Raw genomic sequence first — 14126 nt, forward strand, 5'->3', positions numbered from 1 at the left:
ATATTTGTGGCACCGCGAGACATTCGCAGAAGAACGATGATGAAAAAATTCCTGATCGCCGTGGGAGGCTTCGCCTTCTGGGGCGCAGCGGCGTTGGCTCAGACGCAGGCGCCTGCGCGCCCCGCAGGCTCCATGCCCTCTGCAGAACCGCAGGCAGGGTTCGTGAAATCCGTGCGGGGCAACGTGCAGCTGCTCAGCACCGCCGGCACACCCCGCCCGGCCAACGCGGGCGACGCGCTGGCCGCAGTGGACCGCATCCTGACCGGCCCCGACTCTTCCGCTTCCGTGGTCTTGCGCGACGACACCACGCTGGTGGTCGGGCCTTCGTCGCGGCTGGATCTGAAGGAATTCCATTTCAACGCCACCACGCATGAAGGCGGCGTGCTGGTCTCGCTGCTGCGGGGCTCCATGCGCATGATCACCGGCCTGATCGGCAAGACCCATCCCGACGCGATACGGGTGGAGACGCAAACCGCCACCATCGGTATTCGCGGAACCGACTTCATCGTGCAGACCGACGGCCAGCCATGAGGAAGATGACGACGGACCGGGCCTGCCTTTTCGCTGCCGTGCTGGCCACTGCGCTGCTTGCCGCATGTTCGACGCCGGGCACCCGCGTGGTACTGCTGCCCCAGGCGGACGACAAGCCTTCTGCCGTGATCGTGCGCGCCAAGGATGGCGAGGAAGTTCTTTCCAGGCCCTACCAGCGCGCAACTGCCGCGGTCGGCGCTTCCGGCGCACCGGTGGTCGATCAGGCCGATCCCGCCAAGGTGCAGGCGGAGCACAAGGTCCTGTTCGACATGCGGCCGCCCGCACCGCAGCGCTACACGGTGTATTTCGAAGTGGGCGGCACCACGCTCACGCCTGCGTCGCAGCAGGTCATGAACGAAGCGCTGATCGCCGCGCAGACCCGCAGCGGCAGCGACATCGTGGTGACCGGGCACACTGACACCAAGGGCGCGCTCGAGCAGAACGACATGCTCTCGCAGCGGCGGGCGCAGGAAGTGGTGCAGCTTTTCGTGGAACGGCAGTTCCCGGCCAAGCGCATCGAGGCCGTGGGCCGCGGCGAGCGCGAACTCGCGGTACCCACCGCCGACGAGGTGGACGAGCCGCGCAACCGGCGCGTCACCATCGAAGTCCGCTGACGGCGAGACGCGCGGCACCCGCCGCCGTTGACCGGCGCCTTCAGCTGAGGGTCACGCGCGCGAACTTGCGCTTGCCGACCTGCACCACGTAGCTGCCCACGGGCAACTTGAGCGCCTTGTCGCTGACCACCACGGAGTCGACCCGCACGCCGCCGCCGTCGATCAGCCGGTTGCCTTCGGAGGCCGAAGGTGCAAGGCCCGCCTGCTTGAGCAGTTGGGCGATGCCCAGCGGCGCACCGCCCAACGACAGTTCGGGAATGTCGTCGGGCACGCCGCCCTTGCTGCGGTTGATGAAATCCTGTTCCGCAGTCTCGGCGGCGGCCGCGCTGTGGAAGCGCGCGGTGATTTCCTTGGCCAGCGCCACCTTCGCATCCTTGGGATTGCGGCCGGCCGCGATCTCGGCCTTGAGCGCCTCGATCTGCGCGAGCGACTGGAAGCTCAGCAGCGTGTACCAGCGCCACATCAGCTCGTCGGAGATCGACAGCACCTTGGCGAACATGGTGTTGGCGTCTTCGCTGATGCCGATGTAGTTGTTCTTGCTCTTGGACATCTTTTCGACGCCATCGAGCCCTTCCAGCAGCGGCATAGTAAGTATGCACTGCGGTTCTTGGCCGTATTCCTGCTGGAGATGGCGGCCGACGAGCAGGTTGAACTTCTGGTCGGTGCCACCCAGCTCGAGGTCGCTCTTCAAGGCCACCGAGTCGTAGCCCTGCATCAGCGGGTACAGGAATTCGTGCACCGAGATCGACTGGCCGGACTTGAAGCGCTTGTTGAAGTCGTCGCGCTCCATCATCCGCGCCACCGTGTACTTGGCGGCGAGCTGGATCATGCCGCGGGCGCCCAGCGGGTCGCTCCACTCGGAGTTGTAGCGGACTTCCGCACGGTCGACGTTCAGCACGAGGCGCAACTGGTCGAAATAGGTGGTCGCATTGGCCTCGATCTGCTCCCGCGTCAGCGGCGGCCGTGTGCTGTTTCGCCCGGAAGGGTCGCCGATGGTGGTCGTGAAGTCCCCGATCAGGGGAATCACCGTGTGGCCCAGGTCCTGCAGCTGGCGCAGCTTGTTGAAGACCACGGTGTGCCCAAGGTGGATGTCGGGCGCCGTCGGATCCAGGCCGAACTTGATGCGCAGCGGCGTCCCGCTGGCTTCCGAGCGCTGCAGCTTGCGCACCCATTCATCCTGCGGCAGCAGCTCGTCGGTGCCCCTGAGCGATATTTCGAGCGCTCGTCTTACACCATCCGAGAGGCTTGTGGATGTAACAGATTCGGCATTCATAGGCTTTTTTAGCTGATTTTCAGGTTGCCGAAGCTATACTCAGCCCGACTTTTCTAGCGCCGAATTCTAAGCGGCGCTTTTTCCGCACCGTCCTGCCGCCCTGTCCGTCCTGGGCTTTGCAGCGCGGATTTGCAGAACCTGAGCTGGAATTCATAGTTTGATCAACGGCATTCTCGCCGCCGAGGAGCTTTTGGCTTCTCGCGTGGCCTATACGTTCCGGACCTATCCCAAGCAGATCACCGCGCTCATCGCGGCTGCCTTGCTGAGCGCCGGAACCCTGGCGGTGGCCTCCCTGGGCCCCGACGCCTCCGACCTCCCGGTGCAGCAGGTCCTCGAAGCGACCGCTCCGCTGTCTTTCGCCGAACAGAGCGAATCGCTGGAAAACTTCAGCTTCACGCTGTTCCGTACCGACATCACGCGCTCCAGCGACACGGCCGAGGCCCTGCTGAAGCGCCTGGGCATTTCCGACCCTGCCGCCACCGCCTTCGTGCGCGGCAGCAGCGAAGCCCGCAATGCCCTGTTCGCCCGCGCCGGGCGCACCGTCACGGCCGAAGCCACGCAGGAAAACCAGCTCAAGAAGCTGAGCGCCCGCTGGATTCCCGATGGCGACGGCGGCTTCAAGCGCTTCGTCATCGAGCGCACGCCAGTCGGCTTCGTGGCGCTCACCGAGCGCGACACGCTGACGCCGGGCACGCGCCTGGCCAGCGGCACCATCCGCACCTCGCTGTTCGCCGCCACCGACGACTCCCGCGTGCCTGACGCGGTGGCCAGCCAACTGGCCGACATCTTCGCGGGCGACGTCGACGTGCGCGCGCTGCGCAAGGGCGACCGCTTCGCCGTGGTCTACGAAACCTTCGAGGCCGACGGTCAGGCGCTGCGCAGCGGCCGCGTGCTCTCGGCCGAATTCGAGAGCGGCGGCAAGGTGCACCAGGCCGTCTGGTTCCAGCCCCCGGGCCAGAAGGGCAGCTATTACCGCCCGAATGGCGATAGCCTGCGCAAGGCCTACCTGAGCTCTCCGGTCGAGTTCTCGCGCGTGTCGAGCGGCTTCGCAATGCGCATGCACCCGATCCTCAACAGCTGGCGCCAGCACAACGGCATCGACTTCGCAGCTCCCACGGGCACCGCGGTGCGCAGCGTCGGCGACGGCACGGTCGATTTCGCCGGTACGCAGAGCGGCTACGGCAACATCGTCATCATCAAGCACCGCAACAACCAGCAGACAGCCTACGCCCACCTGAGCCGCATCAACGTCAAGGCCGGCGAGAGCGTCACCCAGGGCCAGACGATCGGCGCCGTGGGTTCCACCGGCTGGGCCACCGGCCCGCACCTGCACTTCGAGTTCCGCGTGAACGGCGAATACCAGGACCCGGCTTCCATCGCGCAAGAGGGCGGTGCCCCGATCACCGCGGCCATGCGCCCGGCCTTCGAACGCATGGCAGTCGGTGCGCGCACCGAGCTGGCCGCCGCGTTCTCGGTCGTCCAGGCCAGCGCGGACTGAGCCTCGCGCCGCCCCCGGCGCGCGGCTCGCCTTCTCGTATTTCGATGGCCGCCGAACTGTTCATCGGCCTGATGTCCGGCACCTCGCTCGACGGGGTCGACGGCGTGCTGGCGGATTTCGCGGATGGCCGCATCGCCGTGCGGGCCTATGCCACGGCGCCCTTTCCCGCAGTGTTGCGCGCCGAGCTGATGGCGCTCAACACCCCCGGCGACAACGAACTCCACCGTGCCGCGCTGGCCGGCAACGGCCTGGCCCGGATCTACGCCGGCGTCGCCAGCCAGCTGTTGGCGGACAGCGGCACTCCCGCCAGCCAGGTGGCGGCCCTCGGCGCGCACGGGCAGACGGTGCGCCACCGGCCCACCGAGTTCGACGGCGTCGGCTACACCCTGCAGATCAACAACCCCTCGCTGCTGGCCGAGCTGACCGGCATCGACGTGGTGGCGGACTTCCGAAGCCGCGACCTGGCGGCGGGTGGACAGGGCGCGCCGCTGGTGCCGGCCTTCCACCGTGCGCTGTTCGCGCGCGCGGGCGAACCCGTGGCGGTGCTGAACATCGGCGGCATTTCCAACCTGAGCCTGCTGCCGGCGGCCGATGCGCCGGGAGAGCCGGCGGTGCTCGGCTTCGACTGCGGCCCCGGCAATGCCCTGATGGACCACTGGAGCCAGCTCCATATCGGCCAGCCCTTCGATCGTGGCGGGCAATGGGCGGCCAGTGGGCAGGTGCTGCCCGACCTGCTCGCGCGGCTGCAGGCCGATCCGTATTTTGCGAAGGCGCCTCCCAAGAGCACCGGGCGCGACCTGTTCAATCCTGCATGGCTTTCCGCCTCCTTGGGGCCGGCCACCGGCGCAGCGCCCGCCGACGTGCAGGCCACCCTGACCGAATTCACCGCCAGCGTATGTGCAGCCGACGTTCTTCGCTACGGAAGCGATAGCAAGCTGCTGATCGTCTGCGGCGGCGGAGCGCTGAACGACCATCTGGTCGAGCGCCTGCGCGCGCACCTGCCCGGCGTGGAAGTGGCCGCCTCCACCGCGCACGGCCTGCCCCCGCTGCAGGTCGAGGCCGCGGCCTTTGCCTGGCTGGCCCGCAGCACGGTACGGCGCGAAGCCGGCAACCTGGCCAGCGTGACCGGCGCAAGGGGCGGCCGCGTGCTCGGGGCGATCTACCCCGCCTGACCGGCCGCCACCCGAGGCTCATGGGGCGTTCATGGCCGTTGCAGCGGGCAGCAAAAAGCCGCCCGAAGGCGGCTTTTTAAAGGGCGAATGCTGGCGACAGCATCAGCCGGGCATCAAGCCGAGAAGCTCGATCCGCAGCCGCAGGTGCTGGTGGCGTTCGGGTTCTTGATCACGAACTGGGCGCCTTGCAGGTCTTCCTTGTAGTCGATCTCGGCGCCGACCAGGTACTGGTAGCTCATGGCATCGATCAGCAGCGACACGCCGTTCTTGGTCATGGTGGTGTCGTCTTCGTTCGTGATTTCATCGAAAGTGAAACCGTACTGGAAGCCCGAGCACCCGCCGCCCTGCACGAACACGCGCAGCTTGAGGTCGGGATTGCCCTCTTCGGCGATCAGGTCGGCCACCTTGGCGGCCGCACTGTCGGTGAAGACGATCGGTTCGGGCATCTGGGTCTGGATGTTTTCGGCAACAGCGCTCATGGGGGATAACTCCTTGGGGGCCGTACATGCGGCCAATGGACCAATGCTACTGCAATGCCGCATTCCTGGCTGGCGGGAGGCATCGAGCACCCAACACAAGTGGGGTCGAACACACATCCGCCAAGGCTGCGGCAATGAAAAAGCCGCCCGGAGGCGGCTTTTGTTCGCAGTGAACAGAATCAGCGCTTGCTGAACTGCTTGCGGCGGCGTGCAGAGTGCAGACCGACCTTCTTACGCTCGACTTCACGTGCATCGCGCGTGACGTAGCCGGCCTGGCTCAGCACCGGCTTGAGGCTTGCGTCGTAGTCGATCAGCGCACGGGTGATGCCGTGGCGCGTTGCGCCGGCCTGGCCCGATTCGCCGCCACCGTTCACGTTGACCATGACGTCGAACGCTTCGGTGTTGTTGGTCAGCACCAGGGGCTGCTTGGCGATCATGATCGAGGTTTCGCGGCCGAAGAACTCTTGGATGTCCTTGCCGTTGACCGTGATCTTGCCGGTGCCCTTTTTCAGAAACACACGGGCGACGCTCGATTTGCGACGGCCGGTGCCATTGTTCCATTCACCAATCATTCTCAAGGCTCCTTACAGTTCCAGCACTTTGGGCTGTTGGGCGGTGTGCGGGTGCTCTGCACCACCGTACACCTTGAGTTTCTTGATCATCGCGTAGCCGAGCGGACCCTTGGGCAGCATGCCCTTGACGGCCTTTTCCAGGGCGCGGCCCGGATGCTTGGCTTGCATGTCGCGGAAGTTCGTGGCCGTGATACCGCCCGGGTAGCCCGAGTGACGGTAGTAGACCTTGTCGATCGGCTTGGCGCCGGTGACGCGCAGCTGGGCTGCGTTGATGATGACGATGAAGTCACCGGTATCGACGTGAGGCGTGTAAATGGCCTTGTGTTTGCCGCGCAAACGGAGAGCAACTTCGCTGGCTACTCGTCCGAGGACCTTGTCGGTCGCGTCAATCACAAACCACTCGTGCGTCACGTCAGCGGGCTTGGCGCTGAACGTTTTGGTCATGAGTTTTCTCTATAAAGAGGGTTTGGCGAGCCCTTTTCCACGGTCGGCGTTCCTCTGACGGGAATCTCTTAGGTGGGGATAATCTCCGCCGCGGGGCTACAAAAACGCTGCGAAGCCCGCGATTATACGAAGAATCGGCCAATCGGGGCAAATTTGGACCAAGAGGCTGCCCAAGCCGTTACCATCGACCCCATGTTCAGTTACCGCCACGCCTTCCACGCCGGCAACCACGCCGACGTGCTCAAGCACACGGTGCTGATTGCCACGCTCGACCACCTGCTCGAAAAAGAAGCAGCGCTGACCGTGGTCGACACCCACGCCGGCGCCGGCCTGTACCGCCTGGACGGCGACTACGCCGGCACCAGCGGCGAGGCCGCCGAAGGCGTGCTGCGCCTGCTGGCGGACAAGAAAGCACCCGCCTCGCCGGCCCCTGCCGCCAAGTCCGCCGCCAAGAAGGCAGCGCCCGAAGCCGAGGCGCCCCTGGCCGACGCGATTGCGCGCTACCTGAGCGTGATCCACGACTTCAACCCCAAGGGCGGCGCCCGCATCTATCCCGGCTCGCCTTTCATCGTGCAGCACCTGCTGCGCGACCACGACAAGCTCAAGCTGTTCGAACTGCACCCGACCGATGCGCGCACGCTGGACGCCAACATCGCCCAGCTCGAGGCCGGCCGGCAGATCGCGGTGCTGCGCGAGGACGGCTTCGGCAGCGCGACCAAATTCCTGCCGCCGCCCTCGCGCCGCGCGCTGGTGCTGATGGACCCGAGCTACGAGATCAAGAGCGACTACGGCCGCGTGCTCGACTTCGCGGCCGAGGCGCTCAAGCGCTTTGCCACCGGCACCTACGCGATCTGGTACCCGATCATTCCGCGCCCCGAGGCGCACGACCTGCCGCGCCGGCTCAAGACCCTGGCCACCAAGGCCGGCAAGCCCTGGCTGCATGCCACGCTCACGGTCAAGTCGAGCAAGCTGACCACCACGCCGACGGGTGAAACCCAGCGCCCGGGCCTGCCGGCCAGCGGCATGTTCCTGATCAACCCGCCCTACACGCTGAAGCCGCTGCTGGCGGCCGCCCTGCCCCAACTGGCGGAGCGGCTGGGGCAGGACCGGAACGCCACCTTCTCGCTCGACGCGGGCGGCTAGCAGCCTCCCCCCGCGGGCCTTCTTCCAGGCTTATCGGCGGCGGCGCGGCGGCACTTTCACCTGGCGCCGTGCAGGTGCGGGAGAGGCCGCCGGCGCTTGCGCCTCGCCCTCTTCCACCTCGGAGCCGCCGCAGCGCATGCTCTCGCGGTCGATGATCGTCAGTGCCACCTGCTTGATGCCGAGCCCGATCAGGCCGATGCGTTCGGCCGCGGCGCGGCTCAGGTCGATGATGCGGCCTTGCGCATAGGGCCCCCGGTCGGTGATGCGCACCAGCACCTCGCTGCCGTTGACAAGGCTGCGCACGCAAACGCGGGTATTGAACGGCAGGGTCTTGTGGGCCGCCGTCATGGCCATCATGTCGAAGCGCTCGCCGCTCGCGGTCTTGCGCTGGTGGAACGGGATGCCGTACCACGAAGCCCCGCCGCGCTCGAAGATCTCGCGCGGGCCGCTGTCTCCGGGCACGCCGTCGTCAGGCCCCAGTTCGCCGGTGCCCGATACGGCAAGGTCGTAGCGCACCGAAGGCACGTTCGATCGCGCCGGTGCGCCCGGCGGAACTGCCAGCTGGCGCGGCAGGGGCAGCAGCTTTGCATTGGCGTCCTTGTCCTTCTGCGCGTCCGCCGCGGCTCCGCCCTCGGTGGCCGGCGGCATGGCGCAGCCGGCCAGCACGCAGGTTGCCGCGACGAGCGCAATGCGAAGCGAAGTGAGCAGCCGATGGCCTGCTCCAGGACGCCACCCCTTCAACCGAGGCGCTCCAGTACAGCCAGCGTGGCCACCGACTGGTTCATCGTGTAGAAATGCAGCGCCGGCGCGCCGCCGCCCTGCAGCCGCGCGCAAAGGTCGGTCACCACGTCGAGGCCGAAGGCCTTGATGGAAGCCGTGTCGTCGCCGAAGCCCTGCAGCCGCAGGCGGATCCAGCGCGGGATCTCGGCGCCGCAGGCATCCGAGAAGCGCATGAGCTGCGTTGAACTGGTGATCGGCATGATGCCCGGCACGATCGGCACGTCGAGCCCGAGCTTGCGGGTGTCGTCGACGAAGCGGAAGTACGCCTCGGGGCTGAAGAAATACTGCGTGATGGCCGAGTCGGCGCCGGCCTTCACCTTGGTGGCGAAGGCCTGCAGGTCGGCCTCGGGCGAACGTGCCTGCGGATGCACCTCGGGGTAGCAGGCCACCTCGATGTGGAAGTCGCGGCCGGTCTCCTCGCGGATGAAGGCCACGAGGTCGCTCGCGTACTGGAACTCGCCGCCGATGCCGTAGCCGCTCGGCAGGTCGCCGCGCAGGGCGACCAGGCGCTTCACGCCCATCGCCTTGAGCTCGGCCAGCTGCTCGCGCACGGTGGCGCGCGTGGCGCCGATGCACGAGAAGTGGCTCGCGGCATCCACGCCCTCGGACAGGATCTCCTGCACCGCACCGAAGGTGCCCTGGTGCGTGGAGCCGCCCGCGCCGTAGGTCACCGAGCAGAACTCGGGCTTGCGCGCATACAGCTGCTGGCGCACCGCGCGCAGCTTGACCGCGCCTTCGGGCGTCTTGGTCGGAAAGAACTCGAAACTCAATGGAAGGCGCACCTGCGTCTCCTAGGAACCGTTCGCAGTGTCTGCGCGAACGGCGTGAATGAAAAATTCGCGGTTGCCGTCGCCGCCCGCAATGGGGCTGTCGAACCACCGCAGCACGCGCAGCCCGAGCGCCTCGCAGGCATCGCGCAGCCGCTTCTCGACCACCGCGTACATCGACGCGTCGCGCACGATGCCGCCCTTGCCGACCTGCCCCGGCTGCAGTTCGAACTGCGGCTTGACGAGCATCAGCAGCTGGCCGTCGCCGGCCAGGAACGGCACCACGGCCGGCAGCACCAGCGTGAGCGAGATGAACGACAGGTCGCCGACGATCAGGTCGAAGCGCAGGTCGGAAGGCTCCTCGCCTTCTTCGTCGTCCTGCAGATCGTCCGGCGACAGCGCACGCGCATTGACGCCTTCGATGGCGACCACGCGCTCGTCCTCGCGCAGCTTCGGATGCAGCTGCCCATGGCCGACGTCGACGCCCACCACCTTGGCCGCGCCGGCTTGCAGCAGGCAGTCGGTGAAGCCGCCGGTCGACTGGCCCACGTCGAGGCACAGCTTGCCGTCGGCGCTGACGCCGCTGGCTGCCAGCGCGCCTTCGAGCTTGAGCCCGCCGCGCGAGACGTAGCGCGCCTCGGCTGCATCGTCGAGTTCGACCTCGGCGGACTCGGGCACCTCGTCGCGGTTCTTCACCACCGGGCGCCACGCGTCCGCGCTGCCCGCATCGCGCCAGCGCATGCCGCCGGCGATCAGCCGCACGGCCTGCGAACGCGACGCGGCCAGGCCGCGCTCCACCAGCAATTGGTCGGCGCGCATCAGTACCGGTACGTGTCCGGCTTGTAGGGGCCGTTCTTGCTCACGCCGATGTAGGTGGCCTGCTCGTCCGTCAGCTCGGTCAGCATCGCGCCGACCTTCTTCAGGTGCAGGCGCGCGACCTTCTCGTCGAGGTGCTTGGGCAGCACGTAGACCTTGCCGGCCTGGTAGGCGTCGGGCTTGGTGAAGAGCTCGATCTGGGCGATGGTCTGGTTGGCGAACGACGACGACATCACGAAGCTCGGATGGCCCGTGCCGCAGCCCAGGTTCACGAGGCGGCCCTTGGCCAGCAGGATGATCTTCTTGCCGTCGGGGAAGGTGATGTGGTCGACCTGCGGCTTGATCTCTTCCCACTCGTACTTCTCGATCGACGCGACGTCGATCTCGTTGTCGAAGTGGCCGATGTTGCAGACGATGGCCTGGTCCTTCATCTTGACCATGGTGTCGTGCGTGATCACGTCCTTGTTGCCCGTGGTGGTCACGAAGATGTCGGCCTTGTCGGCGGCATATTCCATGGTGACGACCTTGTAGCCTTCCATCGCGGCCTGCAGCGCGTTGATGGGGTCGATCTCGGTCACCCACACCTGGGCGCTCAGCGCGCGCAGCGCCTGGGCCGAGCCCTTGCCCACGTCGCCGTAGCCGGCCACGCAGGCCACCTTGCCGGCGATCATCACGTCGGTCGCGCGCTTGATGCCGTCCACCAGCGATTCGCGGCAACCGTAGAGGTTGTCGAACTTGCTCTTGGTGACCGAGTCGTTCACGTTGATGGCGCGGAACAGCAGCGTGCCCTTGGCGCTCATCTCGTTCAGGCGGTGCACGCCGGTGGTCGTTTCCTCGGTCACGCCGATGATCTCGGCCGACTTGCGGGTGTACCAGGTCGGATCGACGGCCAGCTTGGCCTTGATGGCGGCGTAGAGGATGCGTTCTTCCTCGCTGGTGGGCTTGGACAGCACGCCCAGGTCCTTCTCGGCGCGCTGGCCCAGGTGCATCAGCAGCGTGGCGTCGCCGCCGTCGTCCAGGATCATGTTCGGGCCTTCGCCCTGCGAACCCTTGGGACCGAAGTCGAAGATGGCGTGGGTGTAGTCCCAGTAGTCCTTCAGCGACTCGCCCTTGATCGCGAACACCGGCGTGCCGGCGGCGGCAATCGCGGCGGCGGCGTGGTCCTGCGTCGAGAAGATGTTGCACGAGGCCCAGCGCACGGTGGCGCCGAGCGCCTGCAGCGTCTCGATCAGCACGGCCGTCTGGATCGTCATGTGCAGCGAGCCCGTGATGCGCGCGCCCTTGAGCGGCTGCGCCTTCGAGAACTCTTCGCGGATGGCCATCAGGCCGGGCATTTCGGTTTCCGCGATCCTGATTTCCTTGCGGCCCCAGGCGGCCAGCGAAAGATCGGCAATTGCCTGGTCGGCGGTGGAAACGGGGGTGGGCTTGAGAACAGCGCTCATGAGAACTCCAACAAAGCTAGTTTGAAAGGTGCCACTGCGTTCGGGGGAAAAGACTCACCGCGAGAACAGCGGGTGAGCGTGGTTGCGATGTGGTCCGAGCCTCACGCCTGGCGGCGCTGCAACGCTCCTCGGAACCGCGGATTGTAGACGGGGCGGCAAGGCGAGCCAATCGCCGGGGCATCCCACATGCCGGAAAGCGCAATTCGCATCCGGGGCATACATCGACTTGGCCCCGACCCCGGAGGTTCCAAGGGAAATCCCGCAGGCAAATCCTGCCGCCGCGGCGCTGCGGGCGGGCTGCCGCGGCGTATCGTGGCGAGGGACTGCTGGCCGTCCGGCCGGTCCTTGCCACTCACCCGTTCGTTCTTCACCCGACACAGGAGATACCGCACCATGGCCACAGCCAAGAAAGCCGCCGCGAAGAAGACCACCGCCAGCAGCAGCACCCGGGCGGCTCCCGACGCCGCCGACATGCTCGACCCGATGAAGAATCTCAAGGCCATGACCGACCGCCTGCAGGACCTCAACCTGACCGGCGGCGCGAGCAAGCTGCTCGAGAGCGGGCAGAAGGACCTCCAGGCCCTGATGCAGGCGAACCAGAAGTCCTACCAGGGCCTGCAGACCGTGGTGCAGCGGCAGACCGAGATGATCAAGAGCGCCATCGCCGAATGGCAGACGGCCGCCAAGGAAATGCCCGGCAAGGATGCCAAGGCCAACCTCGCCAAGCTCGACGAGCTCGGCCGCCAGTCGTTCCAGCGCGCCATCGACGACATCAAGGAACTGGCCAACCTTGCGGCCAAGTCGCAGGCCGATGCGTTCGAGCTGGTGCGCCAGCGGATCCAGGCCAATGTGGATGAAGTGACGAAGTTGCTGCAGCGCAAGTAAGGCGTTTTCGGCGGGTCGGGCAGGCGGCTCGGGGCCGCCTTCTAAAATCGGGCCATCCCCCTGCAGATTGCCCCATCTTGTCTTTTCTCGCCGAAACCCGCCGCCGTCGCACCTTCGCGATCATTTCCCACCCCGACGCCGGCAAGACCACGCTGACCGAGAAGCTGCTGCTTTTCTCCGGCGCGATCCAGATCGCCGGCTCGGTAAAGGCGCGCAAGGCTTCGCGCCACGCCACCTCCGACTGGATGGAAATCGAGAAGCAGCGCGGCATCTCGGTGGCCTCGTCGGTCATGCAGATGCTGTACCGCGACCACGTGATCAACCTGCTCGACACGCCCGGCCACAAGGACTTCTCGGAAGACACCTACCGCGTGCTCACGGCGGTCGACTCGGCCCTGATGGTGATCGACGCGGCCAACGGCGTGGAGGCGCAGACGCGCCGGCTGATCGAGGTCTGCCGCCAACGCGACACGCCCATCATCACCTTCGTCAACAAGATGGACCGCGAGGTGCGCGAGCCGCTCGACATCCTCGACGAAGTGGAGCGCGAGCTCGGCATGCCCTGCGTGCCGATGACCTGGCCGGTCGGCCAGGGCAAGAGCTTCCGCGGGATCATGAACCTGCGCACGCAGGCGATGACGGTGTTCGAGTCGGGCAGCGAGCGGCTGCCGCAGGATTTCGAGACCATCGCGCTCACGGAGCGCGACACGCTCACCAAGCGCTTCGGCGCCGATTTCGAATCCGCCATGGACAGCATGGAACTGGCCACCGGCGCCTCGCCCACCTGGGACCGCGAGGCCTTCCTGGCCGGCAAGCAGACGCCGGTGTTCTTCGGCTCCGGCGTGAACAACTTCGGCGTGATGGAAGTGCTGGACGCGCTGGTCGACCTCGCGCCCTCGCCGCAGTCGCGCACCAGCACCACGATGGTCAACCGCCAGCCGGTGGTGAAGGAGATCCAGCCCGAGGACCGGGACTTCGCGGGCGTGGTGTTCAAGGTGCAGGCCAACATGGACGCCAACCACCGCGACCGCATCGCCTTCGTGCGCATGGCCTCGGGCAAGTACACGCCGGGCATGAAGCTCAAGGTGCAGCGCACGTCGAAGGAACTGCGGCCGACCAGCGTCGTCACCTTCATGAGCCAGCGCCGCGAGGCGGTCGAAGAGGCCTACGCCGGCGACATCGTGGGCTTCACCACGCACGGCGGCGTGCAGCTGGGCGACACCATCACCGACGGCGCGAGCCTGCAGTTCACCGGCCTGCCCTTCTTTGCGCCGGAGCTGTTCATGACGGTGATCCTGAAGAACCCGCTGCGCACCAAGCAGCTGCAGCAGGGCCTGGCCCAGCTCGGCGAGGAAGGTGCGATCCAGGTGTTCCGACCCGAGATCGGCGGGCCGATGCTGCTGGGTGCCGTCGGGCAGCTGCAGTTCGAGGTGGTGCAGCACCGCCTGAAGGCCGAGTACGACGCCGATGTGCGGCTCGAAGGCTGCCAGTACACGGGCGCACGCTGGATCACGGCCGATTCGCCGGCCGAGCTGCGCGAGTTCGTCAACGCGTACCCGCAGCGCATGGCGAAGGACGCGGCCGATACGCTGGCCTTCCTGTGCACTTCGCCCTACGACGTACGGCTGGCGCAGGAGCGCTTTCCGAAGATCCACTTCCATCCGCTGCGGGAGCACGCGGGGCTGGCGCTGCAGAACGCGGGCTGACGCG

Annotated in this window: 15 protein-coding genes and 1 riboswitch; of the genes, 7 read left to right on the forward strand and 8 right to left on the reverse strand. The window is 66.8% G+C overall.

Features of this window, described 5'->3' with window-relative positions:
- Positions 1–36: 36 nt before the first annotated feature.
- Together RZE77_RS24015 and RZE77_RS24020 are read left to right on the forward strand one after the other, a co-directional pair.
- The gene (locus tag RZE77_RS24015) at positions 37–531 is read left to right on the forward strand and encodes a FecR family protein (RefSeq protein ID WP_319439580.1); all 495 of its coding nucleotides are present in this window, start codon (positions 37–39) and stop codon (positions 529–531) included.
- Positions 528–1145, forward strand: coding sequence for an OmpA family protein (locus tag RZE77_RS24020; protein WP_405546450.1), 618 nt, complete (start codon positions 528–530; stop codon positions 1143–1145). The genes RZE77_RS24015 and RZE77_RS24020 overlap by 4 nt, the downstream gene beginning before the upstream one ends.
- Before the next feature lie 40 nt (positions 1146–1185).
- Here the strand turns inward: RZE77_RS24020 and tyrS are convergent, their stop codons facing one another.
- On the reverse strand, positions 1186–2418 hold the full coding sequence (gene tyrS / locus RZE77_RS24025) for a tyrosine--tRNA ligase (RefSeq protein WP_319439582.1): 1233 nt from the start codon (positions 2416–2418) through the stop codon (positions 1186–1188).
- A gap of 157 nt (positions 2419–2575) precedes the next feature.
- Here tyrS and RZE77_RS24030 point away from each other — a divergent pair, with 157 nt between their 5' ends.
- Entirely contained in the window at positions 2576–3916 is a 1341-nt protein-coding gene (locus RZE77_RS24030; protein WP_319439583.1) for a peptidoglycan DD-metalloendopeptidase family protein, read from the forward strand.
- A 44-nt stretch (positions 3917–3960) separates the two neighbouring features.
- Entirely contained in the window at positions 3961–5088 is a 1128-nt protein-coding gene (locus RZE77_RS24035) for an anhydro-N-acetylmuramic acid kinase (RefSeq protein WP_319439584.1), read from the forward strand.
- 113 nt (positions 5089–5201) lie between these two features.
- Here RZE77_RS24035 and erpA read toward each other — a convergent pair whose 3' ends face one another.
- The 3 genes from erpA to rplM all read right to left on the reverse strand — a co-directional run bounded on the left by erpA (position 5202) and on the right by rplM (position 6583).
- Entirely contained in the window at positions 5202–5567 is a 366-nt protein-coding gene (gene erpA, locus RZE77_RS24040) for an iron-sulfur cluster insertion protein ErpA (protein ID WP_007827949.1), read from the reverse strand.
- A 179-nt stretch (positions 5568–5746) separates the two neighbouring features.
- Positions 5747–6139 carry a 30S ribosomal protein S9 gene (rpsI, locus tag RZE77_RS24045; RefSeq protein WP_319439585.1) on the reverse strand — a complete coding sequence of 131 codons (393 nt, stop codon included), beginning with the start codon at positions 6137–6139 and terminating at the stop codon, positions 5747–5749.
- Positions 6140–6151: 12 nt separating this feature from the next.
- Positions 6152–6583: a 50S ribosomal protein L13 gene (gene rplM / locus RZE77_RS24050; RefSeq protein ID WP_015867439.1), complete on the reverse strand. Its 432-nt coding sequence runs from the start codon at positions 6581–6583 to the stop codon at positions 6152–6154.
- A gap of 192 nt (positions 6584–6775) precedes the next feature.
- On the opposite strand from rplM, the gene RZE77_RS24055 reads away from it, so the two are divergent.
- Positions 6776–7726: a 23S rRNA (adenine(2030)-N(6))-methyltransferase RlmJ gene (locus RZE77_RS24055; RefSeq protein ID WP_319439586.1), complete on the forward strand. Its 951-nt coding sequence runs from the start codon at positions 6776–6778 to the stop codon at positions 7724–7726.
- Positions 7727–7756: 30 nt separating this feature from the next.
- On the opposite strand, the gene RZE77_RS24060 is transcribed toward RZE77_RS24055, so the two are convergent.
- The 4 genes from RZE77_RS24060 to ahcY all read right to left on the reverse strand — a co-directional run bounded on the left by RZE77_RS24060 (position 7757) and on the right by ahcY (position 11531).
- The gene (locus tag RZE77_RS24060) at positions 7757–8374 is read right to left on the reverse strand and encodes a septal ring lytic transglycosylase RlpA family protein (RefSeq protein WP_319442406.1); all 618 of its coding nucleotides are present in this window, start codon (positions 8372–8374) and stop codon (positions 7757–7759) included.
- An 89-nt stretch (positions 8375–8463) separates the two neighbouring features.
- Positions 8464–9288, reverse strand: a complete 825-nt coding sequence (metF, locus tag RZE77_RS24065; RefSeq protein WP_319439587.1) for a methylenetetrahydrofolate reductase [NAD(P)H] — start codon at positions 9286–9288, stop codon at positions 8464–8466.
- Between the two features lie 9 nt (positions 9289–9297).
- Entirely contained in the window at positions 9298–10092 is a 795-nt protein-coding gene (locus RZE77_RS24070) for a TlyA family RNA methyltransferase (RefSeq protein WP_319439588.1), read from the reverse strand.
- Entirely contained in the window at positions 10092–11531 is a 1440-nt protein-coding gene (gene ahcY, locus RZE77_RS24075) for an adenosylhomocysteinase (protein ID WP_319439589.1), read from the reverse strand. The genes RZE77_RS24070 and ahcY overlap by 1 nt, the downstream gene beginning before the upstream one ends.
- Before the next feature lie 67 nt (positions 11532–11598).
- A riboswitch (S-adenosyl-L-homocysteine riboswitch) is annotated at positions 11599–11667 on the reverse strand.
- 257 nt (positions 11668–11924) lie between these two features.
- On the opposite strand from ahcY, the gene phaP reads away from it, so the two are divergent.
- Together phaP and RZE77_RS24085 are read left to right on the forward strand one after the other, a co-directional pair.
- Positions 11925–12416, forward strand: a complete 492-nt coding sequence (phaP, locus tag RZE77_RS24080; protein WP_015867446.1) for a TIGR01841 family phasin — start codon at positions 11925–11927, stop codon at positions 12414–12416.
- Positions 12417–12493: 77 nt separating this feature from the next.
- The gene (locus RZE77_RS24085) at positions 12494–14122 is read left to right on the forward strand and encodes a peptide chain release factor 3 (RefSeq protein ID WP_319439590.1); all 1629 of its coding nucleotides are present in this window, start codon (positions 12494–12496) and stop codon (positions 14120–14122) included.
- Positions 14123–14126 lie beyond the last annotated feature (4 nt).

Source organism: Variovorax sp. SPNA7, from assembly GCF_033807855.1.
In the GTDB taxonomy this organism is placed as follows: Bacteria; Pseudomonadota; Gammaproteobacteria; order Burkholderiales; family Burkholderiaceae_C; genus Variovorax; species Variovorax beijingensis.